Here is a 26189-nt window from a genome sequence, read left to right as displayed (position 1 = left end):
TAGTCAGAGGCTAAACGAGTGTATAAATTATTACTTGGTATCTTAACGGTATGCCTAACGGGTTGCTTAGATACCAAAGAAAAAACACTAGAAGAAAAGAATCAGGGCTTAGTTTATTGCGCTGAGGCTAACCCTGTGTCGTTCAATCCCCAAGTGACGACCACAGGTTCGACGATCGATATTATTGCAAATCAATTGTATGACCGTTTGATCAGTATCGATCCCGTGACCGCTGAATTTAAAAGTGAACTGGCCACTGACTGGAAAATAAGTAAAGACGGCAAGTCAGTTACCTTTACCTTGCGCAAAGGAGTGAAGTTTCATACTACTGCATACTTTACCCCAAGCAGAGAGTTTAACGCTGATGATGTAATCTTTACCTTTAGCCGTTTATTCGATGTGTATAATCCTTATCACTTTGTTGGGGATGCCAATTACCCTTATTTTCAAAGTGTCGGCATTAACCAGCTAATTCGGCAAATTGTTCGCGTGTCCGACTACCAAGTGCGCTTTGAATTATTTAATGCCGAAAGCAGCTTTTTAGCCAATATGGCAACTGATTTTGCAGTGGTTTTGTCTCGCGAATATGCCATGCAATTAAAACAGCGCGACCAAGTTAATCTTTTTGATCAATACCCTGTTGGTACTGGCCCCTATGTTTATAAAGAGTATCGTCGCGATCACTTAGTACGCTATTATCGTAATCCTGACTATTGGAAACACCATGTAGTGCTGGAGCAGTTGGTTTACGACATCACCCCAAATGGCACCACCCGAATTGCAAAAATGCTCACTAAAGAGTGCGATGTAACCGCACACCCAAGTAGCGCACAGTTAAGTATTTTAGCCCAACGCGACGACATTAACGTACAAAAAGAAACCAATCTTAATGTAGGTTATTGGGCGTTTAATACCGAGCGCCCACCATTTGACGATTTAAGAGTACGTCAAGCACTGGCCCATGCCATTGACGTTGAAAAAATCATGCAAGCAGTTTATTACGGCAACGGTATTCGTGCGCAATCGTTATTACCGCCAACATCATGGGCATATCAACCACAAGCTAAACTACCCGGATTTAACCCTGATCTAGCTAAAAAACTGCTGATTGAGGCTGGCCTTCCTAATGGCTTTGATATGACCATTTGGGCTATGCCAGTGAGCCGAATTTATAATCCTAACGCACGTAAAATGGCCGAGCTAATGCAAAGCGATTTACGAAAAATTGGTGTAAACGTCAGTATCGTTGAGTATGAGTGGAACACCTTTATTCAACGAATAGGTGAACACCGCCATGACAGCGTGTTATTAGGTTGGGCTGCAGATACACCGGATCCAGATAACTTTTTTAGCCCGCTACTCAGTTGCACCGCGGCATTTAGTGGTAAAAACCCTGCGAATTGGTGTGATCCTGAGTTTGACTTACTCTTGACACAAGCGCTTGATACCACCGATTTAGCCAAACGAAAAGCCTATTATCAACAAGCACAAGCGATGATAGTGCGTGAACTACCTTTATTACCACTTGCCCACGGTATGCGTTTTCAAGCAAGTAGTGCCGATGTAGAAGGTATTCCACTTGGCCCATTTGGCGCAATTTCCTTAGCCAACGCGAGGAAAAAATAATGGTGTTAAATTATATTTTACGCCGTTTAGGCTTACTGTTATTTATGATGTTTACCTTGAGTGTATTTACATTTTCACTCAGTTATTTATTTCCCGGCGATCCGCTTAGTAATTTAAGTGGTATCAGTAATACCAGTTTTTCACAAACCAGTGAACTACAAGAAAAATATCACTTTAACGATAATTATTTAATGCAATATTTTGCTTTTATTGCGCGTATTGTGCAAGGCGACTGGGGCGTGTCGTTCGCTTCGGGCGACAGCGTATTTACTCATATTATCGAGCTATTCCCAGCCACGTTAGAGCTGAGTATTTATGCGTTAATTATTTCTGTTGTGGTTGGCGTTCCGGCAGGTATCTTGGCGGCGGCCTATCATCGGCGCTGGCCAGATAAACTGGTTAACTCCACAACGTTAGTGGGCTACTCAATGCCGGTATTTTGGTTAGCTTTGCTGCTGATCATGGTGTTCTCATTACAACTAGGTTGGTTCCCGATGTCAGGGCGAATGGGCTTACTGTACGAGATCCCCTCCCAAACTGGCTTTATTTTGATTGATATTGTATTAGCAGACTTTCCTTATTCTGGTCTGGCTATGCTTGATGCTCTGCATCATTTAACCCTGCCGACCATTGTTCTGGCAATGTACCCAACCACTGTATTAGTGCGCTTTACACGAGAGTCAATGTTGCATGTGCTTGAGCAAAGTTTTATTAAAACTGCCCGAGCCAAAGGCTTAAACCGTGCCCAATTAATTATGCATCATGCCTTACGTAATGCCTTATTACCGGTTATAAAACAAATTGGTTTGCAGTTTAGTACCTTGATCACTCTGGCGATGATCACCGAGGTGATTTTTTCATGGCCAGGTGTTGGCCGTTGGTTAATTGATAGTATTTATCAACGAGACTACCCTGCTATTCAAGGTGGCTTATTAGCGGTATCGATGTTTGTAATTCTGGCGACTATTATTGCAGAATTAACCTATACCTTGTTCGACCCGCTGTCACGGAATCAAGCGCATGGCAAAGTTTAATTTATTTTCAGAAGAGTCAAACAAATCGCCATTAGCGCGATTTTGGCGCAAATTTAAATCCAATCATCCTGCCTTAGTGGGGTTATGGATTTTTATCGCCTTTGCTATTTTAGCTGCGGCTGCACCACTGATTGCACCATATGGGGTAAACCAGCAACACAGTGATGCGTTACTTATTCCTCCATCGTGGCATGAAATGGGCGATGTACGTTTTATACTCGGTACTGACGACTTAGGTCGCGATGTACTCTCACGGCTTATGAATGGCGCAACTTATACCTTTGGCTTATCAGTCATTGCTGCGCTGATCACCACCATCATAGGTGTGTTAGTAGGCACATTTGCCGGCATTAGCCGAGGTATTCGCTCAAGCTTTTTAAATCATCTACTTGATATAACCTTATCAATACCGTCTTTATTATTAGCGATTATTATTATTGCGATATTAGGCCCAGGCCTGATGAATACCGTGTGGGCAATTATTTTAGCGCTATTACCGCAATTTATTCACTCGGTGCGCAACCTCATCGTCACTGAGCTTAATAAAGATTACATTACTGCATTTAAACTTGATGGCGCATCGAACTGGCATATTCTCTCCAGAGGGATTTTTCCAAATATCTATGAGCATATTGTGGTTATTTTTACTATGGCATTATCAACCGCTATTTTAGATATTTCCGCTTTGGGCTTTTTAAAACTAGGGGCACAACCACCAACCACAGAGTGGGGTGCAATTTTAGCTGAAAATCTGGGTTTAATTTATTTAGCACCTTGGACCGTTGGCTTGCCTGGGGTATTACTCTTTTTAGCCGTGCTGTCGACCAACTTAGTGGGCGACGGGCTACGCCAAGTGCTCAAAGCACGTAAGGCTGACTAAATGCAATTACTTGATATACGAAATCTGACCATAGAGCTGCGCACCTCTGATACCGTTATTCGCGCCGTAGATAGAGTGAACTTGAGCCTCAAAGAAGGTGAAGTACATGCATTAGTGGGCGAATCTGGCTCAGGTAAAAGCTTAATTGCTAAAGCCATTGTGGGTGTATTAAATAAACGCTGGCACATCACCGCCGACCGTATGCATTGGCGCGGTGTGGATCTAATGCGCTTATCAAGCGAACAACGGCGTAAAATTGTAGGCAGTGACATCGCAATGATTTATCAAGATCCTAGTCGTTGTCTTGATCCTACCGCAAAAATATTTGAGCAAATAGCCGAAACGCTCCCAGAAATAACAGGCTCCGGGTTTTTCTTAAAGCGAAACCGTGAACGTAAGGACCGAGTAAAAGCGCTGATCCACAAAGTGGGCATTAAAGATCACGAAAAAGTACTATCGAGCTATCCTCACGAGCTCTCAGAAGGCGTTTGTCAAAAGGTCATGATTGCTATGGCCATTGCTCGTACACCTAAGTTACTGATTGCCGATGAGCCAACTACAGCTCTTGAAAGTACCACACGAGCACAGGTATTCCGGTTATTAAAAAGTTTAAATCAACTTAAAAACATGTCAATTTTAATGATCTCCCATGAACTTGAAGAAATCATTAATTGGTCTCATTGCATGCATGTACTTTACTGCGGGCAAATGGTTGAAGCAGGTCCAACCCAGCGTATTTTTGCCCAGCCTCGCCACCCTTATACACAAGCATTATTAAAAAGCTTACCGGATTATGAGCAAGGGCTTGCCCATAAAGAACCTTTTTATGCACTAAAAGGGACAATCCCAACCTTACAGCATTTACCTATAGGCTGTCGCCTTGGTCCTCGCTGTCCGCAGGCACAAAAAGCTTGTGTGGTAACACCGCCTTTAACTAAACAACATGGTCATAGTTATGCGTGTCATTTCCCTCTCATTAAGGTGATGAAATAATGCAACCTCTGTTAAAAGTGCAAGCCTTGTCAAAAAGCTTTAACCTGCGTGCAGGGTTATTTTCACGTAAGCGTTTTGAGGTATTAAAAAACATCTCGTTTTGTTTAGAGCAAGGTGAAACACTGGCTATTATTGGCGAAACTGGCTCAGGTAAAAGTACCCTAGCAAAATTACTCGCTGGAGCAGACAGCGCAGATGCTGGGCAAATCCTACTCGATGGCAACATCATCGAAAACAAAGGCGTTCGCGATCAGCAATGCCGCCATATTAGAATGATTTTTCAAGACTCCGAAGCCTCGCTAAACCCTGGTTTAACGATCGGCGATATGCTCGACGATTGCCTGCAATATAATACTTCTTTGGATAAAGTAACTCGCGCTGAAAAAATCACCGCAACACTGTCTAAAGTAGGTTTATTAAACGACCATCAGTATTACTACCCACATATGTTTAGTGGCGGCCAGCTGCAACGTGTCGCTCTAGCACGTGCATTAATACTCGACCCTAAGGTTGTAGTACTTGATGAAGCATTATCATCTCTGGACCCTTCTGTACGCGCACAAACCGTCAACCTGCTACTCAAGCTTCAACAGGACACGGGTCTCAGTTATATCTTGATCACTCACCACTTAAGTTTAGTACGCCACATCAGCGATCAACTTGTAGTACTCGATCACGGTGAAATTGTTGAATACGGTAGAACAGAGGATGTATTCCAAAAGCCACAATCAAAAGTCACTCAGAAGTTGCTAAGTTGCTGAAGGTAGAACTTTAAGCGGTAAGTTTTAGCGAAAAGAATTGTATAGGTGCTAGATTCTAGGAAAAGCCAGAGTAGCTCGGCATTAAATTTATCGCGTTGGTTGGCTTGATAGCAACGAAACCCAAACTGCTAAAAGCGAACATATAACAAGTCACTTTAATGCCCGTTCATGGCACAAAAATGTCTAATCTCTAACTCTTTTGTGAGTATTTAATATCTTCTTCTAAGCGTAACGTTTCTTAACCTCTTTGTGAATAATTAAAACAACCGACAATGCAAAGTTTTGATATATAGCAATAAAATATTTTTATGCCGTTACTCAATGGTATAAGCGCGAGATGTCCCGCGCAGAAACAGAAATATACCCGTTAAGCCGGTTGAATTAATGATTCAACAATTTTTAACGCTTTAATTTCATTTTCATCGGTAATACCATCAGCTTCAATGACTTGTTTAAGCAGCTCTAATACAAACTCCCTCATGGATTGATCGACAATATGTGTCATTCGATGCTGAATAAATGACTCGATGTCACCACTTTGCACTGCCAAAACACATTTGCTTGTCATATCAATTATATAGTTATCAAGAGCAATGACAGAATTCCACTCAATTTTATGTGCCCAGGTTTCGACGACTCTCAACTCTTCTTGTGCAATAGAGCCATCAACAGCGACAAATAATAACGCAAGGTCTAACAGTGATTCTTTTTGTAACTGTTCAACACAGATACCCATATCAAAGTTATTTAATAACTGCTCGAATTTCATGATGTTCCCTTAATAATATAGAGGTAATGCTATTGAGCTTATACTAAGTCTGCTAAAAAGTAATCAAAATAGGTTCGGTAGATTGGGGGGGGAATTTATTTATACTTGAACTCAGATATCTGCCTGTTAAAAAATAAAAAAAGGCGCCAATGGCGCCTTTTCATTATTTAATTAAGCATTACTCTGTGGCGGCTTGCGCTTTAGGTAAGTTTAATTCTGCATTTGCTTTTAAAGCTTCAATGAATACCATGTAGTTTTTGTTAACTTGGGCCATAGTAATATTTTGCTTAAGCTGTGCGTCAATTTCGCCTTCAACAGTAGCGTTAGTCACTGTTTTAAGTGCTACGATTGCCGCGTCACCGTTGTTTAGGTCAACTTTTTCAACTACTGGTGTGTCAGTTGGGTGTGCCATTTTAAAGGCATGTTGAACGATTGCAGGCGAAACAGTGTAAGCTTGACGGGTTAGTGCCGCTTCTTGACGAAGTTCTAAACTTTGCTCAGTTACTAGGTCATTTAAGCTCTTGCCAGCTTCAATCTCAGCATACAGCGTTGTTGCTTTTTCTTTCGCAAGCTCTGATGCTTTTTCACTAACTAAACGTGCTTTAATTTGCTCTGATACATCAGCAAGTGCTTTTGTTGCAGCTGGTACATGCTCTTTAACACGCACTAACACAACATGCTCATCGCCCACTTCGATAACCTCAGAGTTCATTTTATCTTCAAGCACATCTGGTGAGAAGATTGCAGCTAATACCGCTGGTGTATTAAGCGGCGTAGGTAGAGAATTACGGTCAACTAATGCTGTTGTTTGTACTTCAACACCGGCAACTTCTGCAGCATCAACTAAGGTATCTGAAATTTCAAATGCAATAGCGCCCATTTCTGTTTGCTTTTCATAGAATGCATTTACTTTTTCAGTACGCTCAAGCTCAGCACGTAAATCAGCTTTAACAGTGTCATACGCTTTTACTTGTTGGCTCTGAATATCAGTTAACTGAATAATATGGTAACCAAACTCAGATTGTACAACGTCTGAAAAATCCCCTTTGTTTGCCAATGCGAATGCCGCATCTTCAAAAGCAGGATCCATCATGTCACGTTCGATCCAATCTAAATCACCGCCCATTTCAGCACTAACGATATCATCAGATGATGATTCTGCTAACGCTGCAAAGTCAACGCCTTGTTGTAATTGTGCTAACAAGTCTTCTGCTTTGGCTTTTGCTGCATCATCGTCTTCACTGTTATCAATTAAGATATGCGACACACGGCGTTTTTCAGGTTCGGCGTATTGTGCTTTGTTTTGATCATAATATGCTTTAACGTCAGCTTCGCTAACATGAGTTTCAAGTGTTAGGTTAGCTGCATTTAAATCAATGTAGTTTACTGATACTTGCTCAGGCGCTAAAAACTGCGACATATTTAGGTCATAGTAATCGGCAATTTCTTGCTCTGTTACCGTCACGTTTTGCTGTAAAGACTCTTTGCTGATCACGACATAGTCAATACTACGCGTTTGCTGTTGTAGCGCAACGGCATTAGCCAATTCGCTATTTAGAGCGAAATCGGTGCCTGCAACCGCTGAAATTAGCTGGCTTCGGGTCATTTCTTCACGTAAATATTCACGAAATGCGTCAGGTTGGAAGTTCATTTGACGGATAACTTGTAAGTAACGATCGTTGTTAAATTGCCCACCAATTTGGAAGTATGGCAATTCTAAAATCGCTTTACGAACACTGTCGTCACTAACACGTAAACCAAGTTCAGCCGCTAGTTGAGTTTGCAATTCTTGTTGTACTAGACGGTCAACGACGCCTTGACGAATTTGTGCCATGTAATTTGGATCAGCAGCAATTTGTGCAAAGTATTCGCCAAATTGTTGCTCTAAACGTGCACGTTCATTTTGGAACGCACGGCTAAACTCGGTTTGGCTAATTTTAACTCCATTTACTTCAGCTACGGGCTGCTCTGTGGTTTGACCTAAGTAACCACCGATCCCTGCTAAGGCAAAAGATAAAATCACCGCGCCTAAAATAATTTTAGCTACCGGTCCTTGTGAACCTTCTCTGATTTTCTCAAGCATTTATTTATCTCTATTCTATTCGAGGCAGAAATCGCCTTGCTTATGTAAAAAAAGCGTATCTTACCAGATACGCTTTTTTACTTGAAGCAGTTGGCGAGAAAGAACGTTAATTAAGCTGTAAAAGCGATTAACTTCTTACACTACCAAACTAACTCACTAAAGAGCAGTGATTAGCTGTTACATGCATCTTTAAGCGCTTTACCTGCTTTAAAAGCTGGGATAGTCGCTGCAGCGATTTGAATTGTTTCGCCTGTTTGTGGGTTACGGCCTGAACGTGCAGCACGTTCACGTACTGAGAAAGTACCGAAACCAACCAATGCTACTGAATCGCCATCTTTAAGAGCGCCAGAAACAGCCTCGATGAATGAATCAAGTGCACGACCCGCAGCCGCTTTAGAAATGTCAGCATCAGCTGCGATTTGATCGATTAATTGAGATTTATTCACAATATCATCCTCTTTCATTGTTATTATCAAGAGCGATTGTTTTTTAAACTAACATCACTATTTTGAAAATTTTAGAGCAAACTTTTTCATGCTCATACGATTGTAATTTTTCTTCAGCCTAGGCCACATAAGGCCTCGGCTTGAAAACCAGTGCTTAACTTATCATACCATCTAGATTTGAAAAGCCCTTTAAAGCACTTTTTTTCGCTTTTTTACTGGTTTTTTGATGTTTCGACTGAAAAACTCTCAACTGGGTGTACTAAAGCCAGTTTTAAAACCTCATCAATCCACGTAACTGGGTGAATATCAAGTCCTGCCAATACATTGTCAGGGATCTCTTTTAAATCACGTTCGTTAATTTTTGGAATAATGACCGTTTTAATTCCACCGCGATGAGCGGCTAATAGTTTCTCTTTTAAGCCACCAATTGGTAATACTTCACCACGTAAGGTGATTTCACCCGTCATCGCCACATCAGCACGTACCGGGTTACCTGTAAGACTTGATACCAAACCTGTTACCATCGCGGCGCCAGCACTTGGTCCATCTTTTGGAGTTGCCCCCTCAGGTACGTGAACATGAATATCACGTTTTTCGTAAAAATCACTGTTAATACGAAATGCATCAGCGCGATTACGTACAACTGTCATAGCTGCTTGAATCGACTCTTGCATTACATCGCCTAGTGACCCGGTGTAGCTTAGTTTACCTTTGCCTGGTACTGCGGCACATTCGATGGTCAGCAAATCACCGCCCACTTCAGTCCACGCTAAACCTGTAACTTGGCCAATGCGATCGCCGTCTTCAGCTTTACCATAATCATAGCGCTGCACACCTAAGAAATCTTCAAGGTTGTCAGCGTTAATAGTGACTGTTTTAGTGCCTTTTTCAAGCAAGATATTCTTCACCGCTTTACGGCATAACTTAGATATTTCGCGTTCTAAGTTACGTACGCCCGCTTCACGGGTGTAATAACGAATAATGCCGATGATTGCACTGTCTTCGATGATTAATTCGCCATCTTTTAAGCCATTGCGTTTAACTTGTTTAACAATTAAATGCTCTTTGGCAATATTCAGCTTTTCATCTTCGGTATAACCCGATAACCGGATCACTTCCATCCGATCCAATAACGGACCAGGAATGTTAAAGCTGTTTGATGTAGCAACAAACATTACGTCAGATAAGTCATAATCGACTTCTAAGTAATGATCCGCAAAATGGCTATTTTGCTCAGGATCAAGTACTTCAAGCAGTGCCGATGCAGGATCGCCACGCATATCTGATGACATTTTATCGATTTCATCTAACAAGAATAATGGATTTTTAACGCCCACTTTACTCATGTTTTGAATCAACTTACCTGGCATTGAACCTATGTAAGTACGACGGTGGCCACGAATTTCTGCTTCATCACGTACACCACCTAGTGCCATACGAATATACTTACGCCCTGTAGAGCGAGCAATCGATTGACCTAATGACGTTTTACCAACACCCGGTGGACCCACAAGGCACAAAATTGGCCCTTTGAGTTTATTGGTACGCTGTTGCACAGCGAGATATTCAATGATTCGTTCTTTGACTTTATCAAGACCGTGATGGTCGCTGTCTAAAATCTTTTGTGCGCCCGCTAAGTCTTTTTTCACTTTCGAACGTTTTTTCCATGGCACATTAATTAATGTGTCTATGTATGAACGCACAACCGTGGCTTCTGCCGACATCGGCGACATCATTTTAAGCTTAGCAAGTTCAGAGTTCGCTTTTTCTTGCGCGTCATTGCTCATACCTGATTCTTCAATGCGCTTTTTCAGTGCTTCGAATTCATCTGGTACGTCGTCAAGCTCGCCTAATTCTTTTTGAATGGCTTTCATTTGCTCATTAAGATAATACTCACGTTGCGACTTTTCCATCTGCTTTTTAACGCGGGTACGAATTTTTTTCTCAACTTGCAATAAATCGATTTCACCTTCCATCAACGCCATTAAATATTCAAGACGTTCTGTAACATTGGTGATTTCGAGTACTTTTTGCTTTTCAGGCACTTTCAGCGGCATGTGCGCTGCCATCGTATCGGCAAGGCGCGGCGCTTCATCAATGCCACTGACCGAGGTTAACACCTCTGGTGGTATTTTTTTATTTAGCTTTACATAGCCTTCAAACTGACTGATGGCACTGCGAATAAATACATCTTGCTCTTGCTCATCGATTTCTTCTGAACCAATAAACTGCGCATTAGCAACAAAAAAGTCTTCATTATCAATAAAGCTTTCTAGTTTTGCTCGCTGTGTGCCTTCAACCAGTACTTTGACTGTGCCATCAGGAAGTTTAAGCAATTGTAATACCGTGGCTATGGTACCAACACGGTAAATATCATCTTGCTCTGGCTCATCCACGGTCGCGTCTTTTTGCGCAACAAGGAAAATTTGTTTGTCTTTATCCATTGCCGCTTCAAGGCATTTTATTGATTTTTCACGGCCTACAAAAAGCGGGATCACCATGTGCGGATATACCACGACATCGCGCAGTGCTAGCACCGGGATTTCGACTCGATCTGTTCTCTCAAGCGTCATTATTTTTCTCTTCGCTCTTCATTTATTTTAAAGATTACTCAAGTATATGGGGATAACCTAAGTAAAGTTCAACAATTTAACGCAACTGGATTAAATAAATTATAAAAAAAGGAGCACTAGGCTCCTTTTTATTATCAAAATGAGTAAATTTTACTCAGACGCTGCTTTATCTTGGCTAGCGCTTTGATAAATCAAAATAGGATCTGATTCACCTTTGATCACGGTTTCGTCAATCACGACTTTACTGACATTTTCCATTGAAGGAAGTTCGTACATAGTATCGAGTAACACCGCTTCAACGATTGAACGAAGACCACGGGCACCTGTTTTACGCTCCATCGCTTTATGAGCGATAGCACGCAGTGCATCATCACGGAATTCAAGTTCAACGTCTTCCATACCAAATAATGCGCCGTACTGTTTCGTTAAGGCGTTTTTAGGCTCATTTAATATTTGCACTAAAGCCGACTCATCGAGTTCAGTTAAGGTTGCCACAACAGGTAAACGACCGATGAATTCTGGGATCAAACCATATTTCACTAAATCTTCTGGCTCAACATCTTTAAATGTTTCACTTAAAGAACGGCTCGCCGCAGATTCTTTTACGTTAACCCCAAAACCGATACCGGTATTTTTATGGCTACGCTGCTCAATCACTTTATCAAGACCAGAAAATGCGCCACCACAGATGAATAAGATTTTAGAGGTGTCTACCTGTAAAAACTCTTGCTGTGGGTGTTTACGTCCGCCTTGTGGTGGCACAGATGCCACAGTACCTTCAATTAGTTTAAGCAGTGCTTGTTGCACGCCCTCACCAGATACATCACGAGTGATCGACGGGTTATCAGATTTACGTGAAATTTTGTCAATCTCATCAATGTAAACAATACCGCGTTGCGCTTTTTCTACATCGTAATCACATTTTTGTAGCAACTTTTGGATGATGTTTTCAACATCTTCGCCCACATAACCAGCTTCAGTTAGTGTGGTTGCATCGGCCATTGTAAACGGCACATCTAATAAACGCGCTAATGTTTCAGCTAATAATGTTTTACCACTGCCGGTTGGGCCAATAAGTAAGATATTACTTTTGCCTAACTCAATATCCGTTTTACCGGTTTGATTACGCAAACGTTTGTAGTGATTGTAAACCGCTACTGACAGTACTTTTTTGGCGTGATCTTGACCAATAACATAATCATCTAAATGATTACGAATTTCTTTTGGTGCAGGCAGTTTATCAGAGGTATTGTGCTTTGGCGCAATGTCTTTGATCTCTTCCCTGATAATGTCGTTGCATAGCTCAACACATTCATCACAAATGTATACTGAAGGGCCAGCAATTAACTTACGAACTTCATGCTGGCTTTTGCCACAAAAAGAGCAGTATAACAATTTATTACTTTTGTCGCCGTCTGTAGGAGTGTCAGACATTCAGCTACCTCATCTTATTCGTTGGCTGCCAAACTACTTAGCAGCTATTTTAATACGCTTAACTATACCAAAAAATATTGGTTTTCACAGTGTAAACAGCTCAAGCTAGTACTGTTAGTTACCAGCTTGTATTTGTTACTTGCTGTCGCGACTAGTAAATACCGCATCAACTAAACCATAATCAACAGCTTGGCTGGCGCTCATGAAGTTATCACGGTCTGTATCTTTTGAAATCACATCTAATGGTTGGCCGGTATGCTCTGCCATTAAACGGTTTAGTTTATCTTTAATAGACAAAATTTCTTTGGCGTGTATTTCAAAATCAGATGCTTGACCTTGGAAACCGCCTAATGGTTGGTGGATCATCACGCGTGAATTAGGTAAACAATAACGTTTGCCTTTTGCACCAGCAGTCAATAAAAATGCTCCCATGCTCGCCGCTTGGCCAACACAAATAGTGCTTACATCTGGTTTAATGAAATTCATAGTGTCATAAATCGCCATACCCGCAGTCACTGAACCGCCTGGCGAATTAATATATAAAAAGATATCTTTTTCTGGGTTTTCTGATTCTAAAAATAGCATTTGCGCTAAGATCAGATTAGCCATGTTGTCTTCAACTTGACCTGTTAAAAAAATGATTCGCTCTTTTAATAGTCTCGAATAAATATCATACGAGCGCTCGCCTTTCGCTGTTTGTTCAACAACCATAGGTACTAATGCATTGAGTGGATCTGTAATACCAGTGTTCATATTTATCTAATTCCTTATGCGCTTATACTTATCCTTATTATAAGGAAGCATAGTTATTTTTTGGCGAAATTGAAGGCCACAAACTAAAATGGCTCGGGCACACTGCATAATACAGAGTAACACGAGCCATTTAATCGTTAGCGAGGGCTTAAGTCAATGACTTATTAAGCACCTTGCTGTGGATTCATGATGTCATCAAATGCTTTTTCAACGTCAGTTACATTTGCTTTAGCTAAAATAGCTTCAACAGCTTGCTCTTCCATTGCTACATTACGCATTTGTTGCATAAGTTGATCATTTGCTTTGTAGTATTCTACAACTTCAGTTGGATCTTCGTATGCAGAAGCCACTGTTGCAATTAATGCTTCAACTTTTGAATCATCAACTTTGATCTCGTTCGCTTTAATTACTTCACCTAATAATAGGCCAGTCTTAACGCGTGTTACTGCTTGTTCATGGAACAACTCTGCTGGAAGCTCAGGCATGTTTTTAGCGTCGCCACCAAAACGTTGTGCAGCTTGTTGACGTAGTGCATCAATTTCTTGATCTACTAGCGCTTTAGGCACATCGATTTCGTTGTTAGCTAAAAGACCTTTAATTGCTTGGTCTTTCACGTTAGCTTTAACCGCTTGGTCAAGTTCACGTGTCATGTTCTTTTTAACTTCTTCTTTAAGAGCGTCAACACCGCCTTCAGTTACACCAAACTTAGTTGCGAATTCTTCGCTAAGTTCAGGTAGCTCTTGCGCTTCAACTTTCTTCACTGTGATAGTGAATTGAGCTGCTTTGCCTTTAAGATTTTCAGCATGGTAATCTTCAGGGAAAGTTACGTCAGAAACAACTTCCTCGCCTGCTTTTTTACCTACGATGTTATCTTCAAAACCTGGGATCATACGACCTTGACCAAGTTCTAATGGGAAGTCTTCAGCTTTTCCGCCTTCGAATACTTCACCGTCGATAGTACCTACGAAATCAACCGTTACACGGTCTTTTTCGCCAGCAGCCACATCAACTTCAGCCCATGATGCATGTTGCTTACGAAGTGTTTCTAGCATGTTTGCTAAATCTTCATCAGTAACTGATACAGCTGGTTTTTCTACAGTAATTTTATCTAAACCTTGAACTTCAACTTCAGGGTAAACTTCAAATGTTGCTGAGAACTCTAAATCTTTACCCGCTTCAAGTGCTTTAGGAGCAAATGTTGGTGCGCCAGCTGGGTTAATTTTTTCAGAAACGATTGCTTCGATGTAATTACGTTGCATTAATTCACCAGCAACTTCCTGACGAACTGCGCCACCGTAACGTTTGTTGATTACAGACGTTGGTACTTTACCAGGACGGAAACCATCAATACGCTGGGTTTTAGACAGTTGTTGTAAGCGTTTTTTTACTTCGGTCTCAACGTTCTCTGCAGGAACGGTGATGGTCAGACGGCGCTCAAGGCCTTGAGTCGTCTCAACAGAAACTTGCATGATATACCTCAATCTTCAATTTTGGCGACTGTTCGCCTTCCTTACAAACACGGTAATCACTATGCGTTTTGGCACGTTTAAAGTCATTTAAGCGACTTATCAACCCCATCTTCACTATAAGATACCAATGCTGCTCTGCCCTTCGGGCACTATGTTAAACAATAGACGCGGCATTATAACCTAATATTTATGATAGTCGAGTCTAGGGGGCAATTATTTGGTCAGATAGCGGATTAAGCAAGCATAGCGAATGAAAAGTAGGCGTTTTAGCTATCAGCTATCAGCTATCAACTATCAACTATCAGCTATCAGCTATCAGCTATCAGCTATCAGGAAGAGAATAAATGAAATTTTAAGTTAATAAATAATTTTTAGAATTTTTATAGATATTAAGAAAGTGGTCGGCGATGCAGGATTTGAACCTGCGACCCCTTGGACCCAAACCAAGTGCGCTACCAAACTGCGCTAATCGCCGATATTGAAGTATTAAACCTCGTTTTCATTGAACACTCAAACTTTGTATTTGAGACCACTTTTTGAGAAAGTGGTCGGCGATGCAGGATTTGAACCTGCGACCCCTTGGACCCAAACCAAGTGCGCTACCAAACTGCGCTAATCGCCGATATTCTTTTGTAAATGGGGTGACTGATGGGGCTCGAACCCACGACAACCGGAATCACAATCCGGGGCTCTACCAACTGAGCTACAACCACCGCTATATTTACATGTTTTCAAATGGTGCACCCAGAAGGATTCGAACCTTCGACCGACGCCTTAGAAGGGCGTTGCTCTATCCAGCTGAGCTATGGGCGCATCGAAAACTTCATAGTTTACCAATAAGCCAATCTATTATAATAGAAAGTGGTCTGCTTTTCAGCATTTAACCTGTGACTGCATGGGACATACCCAAACCAATCATTACCATTCTTTATAATTGAGAAAGTGGTCGGCGATGCAGGATTTGAACCTGCGACCCCTTGGACCCAAACCAAGTGCGCTACCAAACTGCGCTAATCGCCGATGCTTACTATTGTTAGCGAGTGACCTCGTTGACAACGGGGTGCATAATAGTGATTTGACCGTGTCAGGTCAAACCTTTTTTTAAGAAAATAAATCAATCGGTCATTTTTAGTTCATAATGGTTAAATATTGTGAGGATCAGCTAAAATTTCAACTGTTTTATATAATTAGCGGGTATATCAGAAAAGCAACTTGGCGCATTAGCGCTTTTCTGCGAAAATAGTAAGCATATTAAAAACGAATAATAAAGAACGTGTTCTTTATTAGCATTATATTACCCCTATTTCTGTATGCATTCGTTTTTAAAGTATCGGTATTAAGTTAACTAACCCCAATTAAAGGTCACCCATGACGGCAAACATCATCGATGGTAAGGCAATAGCTAAACAAGTACGCAGTGCAGTAGCACAAAGAGTAAGTGAACGTGTTGCAAACGGTTTGCGCGCACCTGGACTTGCAGTTGTACTTGTAGGGCAAGATCCTGCAAGCCAAGTTTATGTAGGTTCAAAACGTAAAGCCTGTGAAGAAGTTGGCTTTATTTCTAAATCATTTGATTTACCAGCAGATACAAACGAGCAAGCATTATTAGATTTAATTGATGAGCTCAATAACGATGCACAAGTTGATGGTATTTTAGTACAACTTCCTCTTCCCGCTGGTCTTGATGTTGAAAGAATCCTTGAACATATCACTCCACTCAAAGATGTTGACGGCTTTCATCCTTATAACATTGGCCGTTTAGCACAGCGTATGCCTGCTCTTCGCCCTTGTACGCCAAAAGGTATTATTACACTGCTTGATTCGACCGGTGTAAAATACAAAGGCATGCATGCAGTTGTTGTTGGCGCTTCAAATATTGTTGGTCGTCCTATGGCATTGGAACTATTACTTGCTGGTTGTACAACCACTGTGTGTCATAAATTTACGCAAGATTTAGAAACTCATGTACGCCGTGCTGATCTGTTAGTTGTTGCAGTTGGTAAACCTGAGTTTATTCCTGGGGATTGGGTTAAAGAAGGTGCAATTGTGATCGATGTAGGCATTAATCGTTTAGATAGCGGCAAATTAGTCGGTGACGTACAGTATGATATCGCTGAACAAAAAGCACATTTCATCACGCCAGTACCTGGCGGCGTTGGCCCAATGACAGTAGCAAGCTTGATTGAAAATACTCTTGAGGCCTGTGAAAAATACCATAGCTAATTAGCCTCTAACGTCGCATCAAGAATTAACAAGGGTTGCTGTTTAGCAACCCTTTATTGTTATTTGTTAGACTATTTTAGCTGAGCGCTGGCGCCGTGTTAGCTTTAACAATTGCGGCAGCACAGAGAAGAAAATCATTAAAACCATTATCGTATATTGCCAAACTTGATAGTGCTCACTTAGTAATACAACGGCGCAAATAATACCTGCGATCGGATTAGCAATCGTACCGAAAGTAAACTCAACCACCGTCATGCGGCCAAGTAACCAAACATACAAGATATACGCAAGCGCTGTATTTGGCACAATTAACCAAAATAATGCAAGCCACTGTATTGAACTGACACCATTAGCAAGTACTTGATATTGTTGTGGATCAAAGTAAATAGCTTGAGTCATTGCTACTAATGATAACAATGATCCGCCAATGATCAGCTGCCATGTTAATACCGTCCACCAATGAGTGTGGGTAGACATTTTTTGCACTAAAGTACTACCAACAACAATTGTTAACAACGCACCAATTAAAGCGAATACTCCTAAGGCATTAATCGTGACATGCTGGGGATCAAATAATCGCCAAGCCAAAATCACTAATATAAGTGCGCACACCGATTGCAAAAACGCTGGACGCTGCTTTTTAAAAACCCACGCATAAATCAACGCAACCACAGGCACAGAGACCATACCAACACCGGCAATTGCCGCTGGTAAATTAACCGCCATAATAAAAATAAAACTAAAAAACAGGGCAATATTAACCACAGCTAATAATACTAAACCGCGCCACTGTTTTGCTTTAGGCCATGATGGTTTAAGCACAAATAACAGTAAACCCGCAGGTAATGCTCGCAACGCGCCAAGTAATATTGGCGGCCAATCTGGGGTGGCATATTTAGTGACCGCATAGGTGGTGCCCCATAAAAAAGCAGGGATCATGGCAAGAAAAATATTCATTTCATTCCTTTCAAAATAACTAAGAAACGCAAAGGTAAAACCTAAGGTTAAGTTGAGGTCAAGCTAGAAAAAATAAAAAGGCTGCCAAATTGGCAACCCTTTGTAATACTTACTAATACAATACTTACTAAAATACGTCTTATTCAGCAATGCCTATTTGACTGGCACTAGTAAGGTAATTAATTACGCTTTACGCCATGTAGTTTTACCTGCAGAGTCTTCCAGTATCACCCCAAGTGCATTTAAAGCATCACGCGCTTCATCAGCCGCAGCCCAATCTTTACTCGCGCGCGCTTTATTACGCTTAACTATTAACGCTTCTATTTGGGCAACTTCGTCATCTGCTTGGCCACCTTGTAAAAATGCCTCTGGTGCTTGTTGAGCAACCCCTAACACTTCCCCAAGACTGCGCAGTACAAATGCTAACTTACCCGCTTGCTCAGCATCAACGTCTTTTACACGGTTTAGCTCTTTGGCTAATTCAAATAACACCGGTAATGCTTCTGGTGTATTAAAGTCGTCATCCATTGCTTTTCTAAATTTAGCCACATGTTCATTTGTTGCTAAATCACAACTGATAGGCTCAACACCACGAAGTGCCGTATAAATACGCTCAAGCGACGAACGTGCTTGATCTAAGTTCTCTTGCGAGTAATTTAACTGGCTGCGGTAATGACCAGAAATTAAAAAATAACGAACCGATTCAGCATCATATTCTTTAAGTACATCACGAACAGTAAAGAAGTTGTCTAATGATTTTGACATCTTCTCTTTATTTACTTGTACCATACCCGTATGGATCCAGGTATTGACGTACTTGCCGTTATTTGCACAGCATGATTGCGCAATCTCATTTTCATGGTGTGGAAACTGTAAGTCTGAACCACCGCCATGAATATCAAAATGCTCACCTAAATGCTTTGAGCTCATTGCCGAACATTCAATATGCCAACCTGGACGACCTTCGCCCCACGGTGATATCCATGATGGTTCACCCGTTTTGGCTTTTTTCCATAACACAAAATCAAGTGGATCATCTTTATCTTGTGCTACTTCAACACGCGAACCGGCTTGTAGCATAGTTAAATCTTGCTGTGACAATGCACCGTATTGCTCAAACGTTGAGACGTCGAATAAAACATCGCCGTCGGCTGCAACATAGGCGTGGCCTTTAGTAACTAGTCGTTCAACCATTTCGATAATTTCGTCCATATGACCTGTGACTGTAGGTTCAATGTCTGGACGCAACATGTTTAGACTATCAAAATCTTCATGCATTGCTTTTGTCATACGCACAGTTAAGTCATTAATCGCTTCGCCATTTTCATTCGCACGCTTAATGATTTTGTCATCAACATCGGTGATATTGCGTACATACTTTAAATCATAACCAATGTGACGAAGATAACGTACGATCACGTCAAAGCTAACAAATGTGCGGGCATGACCAATGTGACAATAATCATAAATGGTGATACCACACACATACATGTCGATCTTGCCGTCGACCATAGGTTTAAATTGCTCTTTTTGACGCGTGAGTGTGTTGTATATATTTACCATTTATTTTAAGTCCTTGACTATTTACTTGAATCGCTATGTTAACACTTGAAAAGCCCCTGCTCTAGCGCTTTATCAATTGAATAAGCACTTTGTTAATCTTAGCTAACTAAGATAAAATAGCGGCAAATAAATCAGCTAATAGGAAACCACATGGTTGTTCTACACACAAATTTTGGTGATATCACCATTAACATGCTCAAAGAAGATGCGCCAAACACAGTTAAAAACTTTTTACAGTATGCTAACGCAGGCTTTTACGACGGCACTATTTTTCACCGTGTAATTGATGGTTTCATGGTACAAGGCGGTGGTTTTGAACCAGGTATGACACAAAAAGAAGTGCATGATCCTATTCAAAATGAAGCAAACAATGGCCTTTCTAATAAGATTGGTACACTTGCTATGGCACGTACTCCTGATCCACATTCAGCAACAGCACAGTTTTTCATTAACGTGAATAACAATGACTTCTTAAACTTCAGCAGCGAAACATCTCAAGGCTGGGGTTACTGTGTATTTGCTGAAGTTGTTGAAGGCATGGACGTAGTAGAAAAAATTAAAGCCGTTGCTACAGGTAGCACAGGCTTTCATCAAGACGTACCTCTTGATGACGTTATCATCACAAGCGTAACTGTAAACTAATAGTACGCTTACCCACGTAACGTGGCGTTTTAGCGGGTATCTATGCTATACGTATATGCCCGCTTTATTTATTTTTAAAAGACTTACCTATGACTCGCCAAACCTACTTTATTGCCGACCTCCATTTAAGTGAAAATCGCCCAGATATCAGTGCAGCTTTTTATCAGTTTTTAGATACGCATATTATTAATAAGGATGTAGACGCGCTATATATACTTGGTGACTTTTTTGAAGTATGGGTTGGTGATGACTATGTAACTGCACTCTCAACTGAAGTTGCAAAGCATTTAAAAGTAGTGAGTGATAACGGCACCCCAGTATATTTTGTGCATGGCAATCGTGATTTCATTATGCGCGATAAATACGCCAAACAAGCAGGAATGACTTTATTACCCGAACAGCTGGTAATTGACTTATATGGCACTCCCACTGTCATTTTGCATGGCGATGAAATGTGCACACAAGATATTGAATATCAAAAGTTTCGTAAAAAAGGCCGCAGTTGGTGGTGGCCAAGATTAATGCTTGCTATGCCACTTTGGTATCGTCGTAAAGTTGCGCAAAATGCCAGAGAAAAATCAAAGCAAAATCAAACCGGTAAAGCGCTTGAAATATTAGATGTTACTGAACAAGCGGTACTAGCAACATTTGCAAAACACCAAGTAAAACATATGATCCATGGCCATACCCATCGCCCTAATGTGCATCATTATGAAGTAGATAAGCAAACACTCACTCGCACAGTGCTGGGTGATTGGTATACTCAAGGCTCTTATTTAGTTGTTACCGCACAGACACAAGAACTAGTGAGTGAACCATTCGCACAAATATAAAATATTGTCTACGCTTACGATATTGATCGTTTTTAGTACTGGTCGTAATGCTTAAATTATTTTTCATACTTATTTGTTTATTTTACGCAGGCCATACATACAGCCAAGATAAATGGCTTTTTGTTACCGAGCCTTTTCCCCCGTATTTTTCAGAGCAACTGCCGCAACAAGGTTGGTTAGCTGATATTATTATTACTGCATTAGCAAGCCAAGATATTGAAGCTAGCATTGAGTTTACAACTTGGGCTCGTGCACTAAGATTACTTGAAAAAAATAAGCGAACAGCTCTTTTAGGGGCTTATTATAGCGCCGAGCGAGAAAAAACATTCCACTATTCACGACCATTAGCAAAGTCATTTACTGGATTATTTAAACGAAAAAGTAGCAAAATAAATTACGATGGCAGTTTAACGTCATTACAGCCATACAGCATAAGTAAAGGTAGTAATTATATAGTTAGCGAGGGTTTTAGTAGTGAACATAATTTAGCTGTTACAGCGACTAATGACTTGATCAGCAGCTTACGCGTGTTACAGCTTGGCCGCGTTGATTTAGTAGCTGGTACCAAAGAAGTCGGTGAGTACTGGTTAAACAATCATCCACAATTACAAACAGGACAGTCAATCGTATATATCCCTCCTCATTTAGCGTCCCACTACCTATATATTATTTTTTCCAAATCTGCTGTGCAAAGTAAGCAACAATTAATACAATTAGAAAACGGTTTCAACACCATTGTAAATAATGGTGAGGCCGCACAAGTTCTCCTACGCCATGGCTTTTCAGAAGCTAAGACTGAGCAATACCTACAATTTTTAAAACGTTAAAACACAAATGCTTATATGACTATCACTCCAAGCAACGAATTCTGCATCTTAAGATAGTTTGGGTATAGTAATAGTAAACTCAGTTTTAAAGCGCTCTGTAGAGTGTGGATTGGACTGTAGTTTAATTTCCCCCTGCAAAATTTGTGTAACCCATTGGTGCACCATATATAAGCCAAGCCCAGTATTGCCAATACCACGAGCCGAGGTATAAAAAGGCTCAAATATGAACTGTTGAGAATCCTCTTTAATCCCAACACCACTATCTGAAATGGTTAATTTAATGGATTGACTAGCCGCTTGTGCTATTTTTATTTCAATTTCACCAACTTGATTTTTTGCAAACCCGTGGGTTAATGCATTCATTATCAGGTTTTCTATCACTTGGGAAATAATTCCTGGTCGGCTTTTTATATCTTGGTCAGTATCAACTAAGGTTTTCACTTTTACGTTTGAGTTTTTTAATCTTGAATTAAGGGAGATCAGTAAATCTTCAGTTATTTTTCTTATATTACATGTGATGACATCATCATTATGACGGTCTATCGCCATTTTTTTAAAACTTTTAACTAATACCGCTGCCTTATTTAAATTAATTTTAGCTAACCCTAAATTTTCCTCAATGCTCTGTGTGCTTTTATCTAATTGCGATTTAGTTAATCCGGTTTTTATCGCGTCACTCAACTTATTAATAACCACATTCGCGTTAGACACAGAGATAATAGCACCACCGATGGGTGTATTCATCTCATGAGCAACCCCCGCCACCAACAACCCTAAAGACGATAGTTTTCGAGCTTCGAGTAAGCTTGTTTGTAATTGCTGCTGCTGCCTTATAGTTAAATCGAGCTGTTTGTTGACGCTATCTAACTCTACTTTTTCACGCTGTAGTTTATAAGATAAAGTAATTAGTTGCTGTTGGAATAAATATTCACGGTAACTAAAACCAAAACCGCAAATACATAAAACAACACTACACAGAGCAGCATATTGAAAAGCAGTCATTTTTGCATTATACAGCAGCTCTTTAGGGCTACCGATAAGTATAATAATCTCTTTATCTGAATCTGCGGTTCTTTGTGTTGATTCACGTAGTGAAACAATAGAGAATCGCCTGAAAGTATATAAACTGTCATGAAAAATACGTGAGGTGCTTTGTACGTCATGTTTAATGATATGTTGCCAAAGCGCTGGAGAGTTATTTGCTAGCGAGTTATTAACTTGATTATACATAAACCCAAACTGTAATGCGGGATCCTTATTATACAACCAATAACCATCATGATTTAGAATATTTACTTGGGTGTTTTTTTCATCATATTGTCGAATATTACTAAATAAATAATCCAGATTAAAATTCACTACTAACAAGCCATCTATTAAATAATCACCACCTTGCGTTCTGTAAGTCACCCTAATTGTTGGCTCATGCGGGACAACAACTTTTCCACGCTCAATATTTAAATCAATTTCTGAAATAAATGTATTCGGTGGTGCAACTAACATCCCTTCTTTAAAATAATAACGATTTTTCTTATTTTGTAATTGTGATACCTCAACAATTTCGCTTTTTTTATTGCTGAAATTAATTCTATAACGTTCTTTACCACTGCGTTCAAGCCAACGTATTTGTGAGATATTGGTTGATACAGAAGCAAAATTTAAAAAATAATCATTTATGAGCTTGTCGCTTTGTTGAGCGCTCAATGTATTTAAACCTGTATTACTTTTTAATACTTGGCCATTTGCTAACAGCTGAGTGAGTTTTTTAATACTGCTTAGCTCTTTAGATAAATCAGTACTCACAAGCACTAGTTTTTCATCTTGGCGCTCTTTTATTATGGTTACTTTTGACTGATAAACTTGCTCGTACACCAGCCAGCCAATTAATATCGCAACAAATAAAATAAACAGCGACTTTATGAGTACGCCTTTTTTGTCGCTATAAAATGAGTTACTTTTTTTAGTCATTTACATTATCAAACTGTGCTAACCAGATCAGTAAATCATCATAAAATAGCGGTTTTGAAAAAAAGTAACCTTGGGCCATTTCACAACCAGCTTGTTTTAACCATTGCACCTCAAACTCGTTTTCAACACCCTCAGCTATAATTTTAAAATCAAATTGCTTTGCGAGACTAATGATCATTTTTATCATGTATTGATTATTTATATTATGCTCAAGGTTACTGACAAAGTAGCGATCAATTTTTATCGCATTCGACGGTATTTCATTTATATGCGCTAACGACGAGTAACCCGTACCAAAGTCATCAATACTTACTTTAATACCCAAGTCCATAAACCGTAATAAAGCCTCTTTAATGAAATTGTAATTACTGATCGCTTGCGTTTCTGTCACTTCAAGTTCCAGCATCGAGGGAGATACTTTATATTCCTCAATCCGACTTTTGATAGACTCAAAGTAAGAAGGCTCGATCAAGTCATAAGATGATGCGTTAAATGCAATGGGTAAGTTTATGCCACAGCTTTTTAGTTGATTAATAGTTTGTAGTATTTTTTCAAAAATAACATTATCAAGCTCATTAATTAAACCAGCGGTTTCAGCAAGCTCTATAAATTCTTCTGGATTTACAAAGCTGCCATCAGCCAACTGCCATCTAGCTAGCGCTTCAAAACCAATTGGTTTTAATGTTTTCAGGCACATTTTTGGCTGTAAAGCGACACGCAATTCTTTGGTACTAATAGCCGTCCTAAGGCGCGCCATCAACTCATAACGCCTTGTTATTGCGACTGTCTTTTCATCAGTATGCAAAATAAACTTCGTTTGAGTTACTTGCATGTAATTTAAACTCGACTCTGCTAGGCTAATTACTTTTTCGGGAGTAATATTTGATGCGCAACTTAACTTTAACTCCAATACTCTTACGTCAATAAATTGCTTAACATTTTCAATTTCGTACTTTTGTTTATTATGAAAATGAGTAATATCATCGGCAATATCAAAATCAACATTGATGAGCATGCCAAAACTACGATTACTAATAATCGCAATTCTGGGGTCATACATTGAAAAAACATCTACAATACTTTTATGAACGAGTTTTATGATTTTTTTACAAAAATCGTAACCAAAGGTAAAAGCTTTTTCATCAAACTGGTAAATATCAAAAATAATCAAACGCATTTTTGATTGCTCATATACGTTCATATTTTTAATTTCGCGAGTTAACCAGTTTCTATTCTGTAAATTTAATGAAACATCAGTATAGGCAAGCTCGGTTAATCTATTTAATAATGAAATATTAGCAAACCCGCTACTTACGTTTTCACTAAATACTTTTAATAAATATTCATTTTCTTCACTAATGGGGTTATCTGATTTTACCAGGGTAATATAGTGAGTGCCTTCAGCAATGGTTGCTTCAAAGAAAAATATACTATGCTGATTTGAAAAAACATGACGTTTTTCTTGAATAGCTAGCTGGAAGTCATCGTACATATCGGCCAGTAAATTGCTATCTACTTTTTGCCCTTTCATACCATTAAAGCAGCCGTTAGTAGTCAGAATTACAGCACCAGCATCTTTGTCTAGATTACTTGAGCAAAGGATGCCGCCTCCCTCTGATATTTTTAAAATATTACTTAGCTCTTGCAGCACCGCAGCAGAGTATGAGCCCATATCATGTTTGCTATTAATGCTCCTTGATGCATCTAGCACAAGTTGCAAACCTTGTTTAGCTGCTTTTATTTGCGAAATATATTGCCAAGTTCGCATATTACTATTAACGATTGATTCAAGCTTTTGTGCAGAAATGTCAGACTTATTCCAGTACTCATCAATATCGAGCATTTTCATCACATCGGTTTCAGGGGCGAAACCGGGCTGCCCTGTTAGTAACACGATACGCATTTCAGCGTTGCCAATCACTTCTCTGATGGTATTAACCAAACGCAGTCCGGAGTCATCTTCTTCCATAACCACATCGATAAAAACAAGTGCTATATCTGGGTGCATACTTAAAGCAAGCGCAGCTTCTGGTACTGAGTTGGCCGCTAATAACTCATATTTGTAGCCTTCTTTGGCCTTTAATTCTTTTAAGCTATTAATTAATGCGTGTTGATAATCGAGATCATCCTCAACAGTTAAAATTTTCCATACTTTAAGGTCGGTATTTACTAACTCTTCCTCAGCAGAAAATACAAATAATCCCTCATTCTCATCCATATATACCCACCAAAATAATAATAGCAATGGCCTTTCATTTACAATGCATTGCAAAGCAATAAAATAACTGATAAATAAAAATTTAACTTGCTTTAAATATTAGGTGAGAGTTTTTGATGTGTCTAATTTAAAAACAC

Annotated in this window: 20 protein-coding genes and 5 tRNA genes; 9 read left to right on the top strand and 16 right to left on the bottom strand. The window is 39.9% G+C overall.

The features are described from left to right. The first annotated feature begins 18 nt into the window (after window positions 1-18). Genes PVK79_RS06440 through PVK79_RS06420 form a run of 5 tightly spaced genes read left to right on the top strand, consistent with a single transcriptional unit; the run spans window position 19 to window position 5294 of the window. Entirely contained in the window at window positions 19-1626 is a 1608-nt protein-coding gene (locus PVK79_RS06440) for an ABC transporter substrate-binding protein (RefSeq protein WP_257325531.1), read from the top strand. After that, window positions 1626-2660: an ABC transporter permease gene (locus PVK79_RS06435; protein ID WP_145241448.1), complete on the top strand. Its 1035-nt coding sequence runs from the start codon at window positions 1626-1628 to the stop codon at window positions 2658-2660. The genes PVK79_RS06440 and PVK79_RS06435 overlap by 1 nt, the downstream gene beginning before the upstream one ends. Beyond that, complete coding sequence (locus tag PVK79_RS06430) at window positions 2647-3540, top strand: ABC transporter permease subunit (RefSeq protein ID WP_145241450.1); 894 nt, start codon at window positions 2647-2649, stop codon at window positions 3538-3540. Before PVK79_RS06435 ends, PVK79_RS06430 begins: the two co-directional genes overlap by 14 nt. After that, on the top strand, window positions 3541-4533 hold the full coding sequence (locus PVK79_RS06425; RefSeq protein ID WP_145241453.1) for a peptide ABC transporter ATP-binding protein: 993 nt from the start codon (window positions 3541-3543) through the stop codon (window positions 4531-4533). It begins immediately after the preceding gene. Next, window positions 4533-5294, top strand: a complete 762-nt coding sequence (locus PVK79_RS06420; RefSeq protein ID WP_145241455.1) for an ATP-binding cassette domain-containing protein — start codon at window positions 4533-4535, stop codon at window positions 5292-5294. Before PVK79_RS06425 ends, PVK79_RS06420 begins: the two co-directional genes overlap by 1 nt. A 367-nt stretch (window positions 5295-5661) precedes the next feature. Here the strand turns inward: PVK79_RS06420 and PVK79_RS06415 are convergent, their stop codons facing one another. The 12 genes from PVK79_RS06415 to PVK79_RS06360 all read right to left on the bottom strand — a co-directional run bounded on the left by PVK79_RS06415 (window position 5662) and on the right by PVK79_RS06360 (window position 15841). Further along, window positions 5662-6063 carry a hypothetical protein gene (locus tag PVK79_RS06415; protein WP_145241457.1) on the bottom strand — a complete coding sequence of 134 codons (402 nt, stop codon included), beginning with the start codon at window positions 6061-6063 and terminating at the stop codon, window positions 5662-5664. A gap of 178 nt (window positions 6064-6241) precedes the next feature. Further along, window positions 6242-8146, bottom strand: a complete 1905-nt coding sequence (ppiD, locus tag PVK79_RS06410; protein WP_257325530.1) for a peptidylprolyl isomerase — start codon at window positions 8144-8146, stop codon at window positions 6242-6244. A 170-nt stretch (window positions 8147-8316) separates the two neighbouring features. Continuing rightward, a complete protein-coding gene (locus PVK79_RS06405; RefSeq protein WP_029216268.1) occupies window positions 8317-8592 on the bottom strand; it encodes an HU family DNA-binding protein in 276 nt (91 codons plus the stop codon). Between the two features lie 212 nt (window positions 8593-8804). Then, window positions 8805-11165: an endopeptidase La gene (gene lon / locus PVK79_RS06400; RefSeq protein WP_145241462.1), complete on the bottom strand. Its 2361-nt coding sequence runs from the start codon at window positions 11163-11165 to the stop codon at window positions 8805-8807. A gap of 150 nt (window positions 11166-11315) precedes the next feature. Continuing rightward, entirely contained in the window at window positions 11316-12599 is a 1284-nt protein-coding gene (gene clpX, locus PVK79_RS06395; protein ID WP_145241464.1) for an ATP-dependent protease ATP-binding subunit ClpX, read from the bottom strand. A 135-nt stretch (window positions 12600-12734) separates the two neighbouring features. Further along, window positions 12735-13352, bottom strand: a complete 618-nt coding sequence (clpP, locus tag PVK79_RS06390; RefSeq protein WP_145241466.1) for an ATP-dependent Clp endopeptidase proteolytic subunit ClpP — start codon at window positions 13350-13352, stop codon at window positions 12735-12737. A 164-nt stretch (window positions 13353-13516) separates the two neighbouring features. Continuing rightward, a complete protein-coding gene (gene tig, locus PVK79_RS06385; RefSeq protein WP_257325529.1) occupies window positions 13517-14821 on the bottom strand; it encodes a trigger factor in 1305 nt (434 codons plus the stop codon). 398 nt (window positions 14822-15219) lie between these two features. Then, window positions 15220-15296 (bottom strand) — tRNA-Pro (locus PVK79_RS06380). Window positions 15297-15366: 70 nt separating this feature from the next. Beyond that, a tRNA-Pro gene (locus tag PVK79_RS06375) sits at window positions 15367-15443 on the bottom strand. A 15-nt stretch (window positions 15444-15458) separates the two neighbouring features. Beyond that, window positions 15459-15534 (bottom strand) — tRNA-His (locus tag PVK79_RS06370). A gap of 23 nt (window positions 15535-15557) precedes the next feature. Next, window positions 15558-15634, bottom strand: a tRNA-Arg gene (locus PVK79_RS06365). A gap of 130 nt (window positions 15635-15764) precedes the next feature. Beyond that, window positions 15765-15841 (bottom strand) — tRNA-Pro (locus PVK79_RS06360). A 348-nt stretch (window positions 15842-16189) separates the two neighbouring features. On the opposite strand from PVK79_RS06360, the gene folD reads away from it, so the two are divergent. Continuing rightward, the gene (folD, locus tag PVK79_RS06355; protein ID WP_145241470.1) at window positions 16190-17044 is read left to right on the top strand and encodes a bifunctional methylenetetrahydrofolate dehydrogenase/methenyltetrahydrofolate cyclohydrolase FolD; all 855 of its coding nucleotides are present in this window, start codon (window positions 16190-16192) and stop codon (window positions 17042-17044) included. Between the two features lie 66 nt (window positions 17045-17110). On the opposite strand, the gene PVK79_RS06350 is transcribed toward folD, so the two are convergent. Beyond that, window positions 17111-18001, bottom strand: a complete 891-nt coding sequence (locus PVK79_RS06350; protein ID WP_182732579.1) for a DMT family transporter — start codon at window positions 17999-18001, stop codon at window positions 17111-17113. 183 nt (window positions 18002-18184) lie between these two features. Then, a complete protein-coding gene (gene cysS / locus PVK79_RS06345; RefSeq protein ID WP_257325528.1) occupies window positions 18185-19564 on the bottom strand; it encodes a cysteine--tRNA ligase in 1380 nt (459 codons plus the stop codon). 150 nt (window positions 19565-19714) lie between these two features. On the opposite strand from cysS, the gene PVK79_RS06340 reads away from it, so the two are divergent. From PVK79_RS06340 to PVK79_RS06330, 3 genes are all read left to right on the top strand, one after another. Further along, window positions 19715-20206 (top strand): peptidylprolyl isomerase, encoded by a 492-nt coding sequence (locus tag PVK79_RS06340; protein ID WP_145241476.1) that lies wholly within the window; start codon window positions 19715-19717, stop codon window positions 20204-20206. An 89-nt stretch (window positions 20207-20295) separates the two neighbouring features. Continuing rightward, on the top strand, window positions 20296-21039 hold the full coding sequence (locus PVK79_RS06335) for a UDP-2,3-diacylglucosamine diphosphatase (protein WP_182718149.1): 744 nt from the start codon (window positions 20296-20298) through the stop codon (window positions 21037-21039). Window positions 21040-21086: 47 nt separating this feature from the next. Then, window positions 21087-21866: a substrate-binding periplasmic protein gene (locus PVK79_RS06330; protein ID WP_257325527.1), complete on the top strand. Its 780-nt coding sequence runs from the start codon at window positions 21087-21089 to the stop codon at window positions 21864-21866. A 48-nt stretch (window positions 21867-21914) separates the two neighbouring features. Here PVK79_RS06330 and PVK79_RS06325 read toward each other — a convergent pair whose 3' ends face one another. After that, entirely contained in the window at window positions 21915-23834 is a 1920-nt protein-coding gene (locus PVK79_RS06325; protein ID WP_257325526.1) for a sensor histidine kinase, read from the bottom strand. Further along, window positions 23827-26052 (bottom strand): EAL domain-containing response regulator, encoded by a 2226-nt coding sequence (locus tag PVK79_RS06320; RefSeq protein WP_182779374.1) that lies wholly within the window; start codon window positions 26050-26052, stop codon window positions 23827-23829. Before PVK79_RS06320 ends, PVK79_RS06325 begins: the two co-directional genes overlap by 8 nt. Window positions 26053-26189 lie beyond the last annotated feature (137 nt).

The sequence above is a fragment of the Pseudoalteromonas rhizosphaerae genome (assembly GCF_028885455.1).
Lineage (GTDB): Bacteria > Pseudomonadota > Gammaproteobacteria > Enterobacterales > Alteromonadaceae > Pseudoalteromonas > Pseudoalteromonas rhizosphaerae.
Note: the sequence above shows the minus strand (reverse complement) of the source record. Positions and strands in the feature narration are given on the sequence as shown.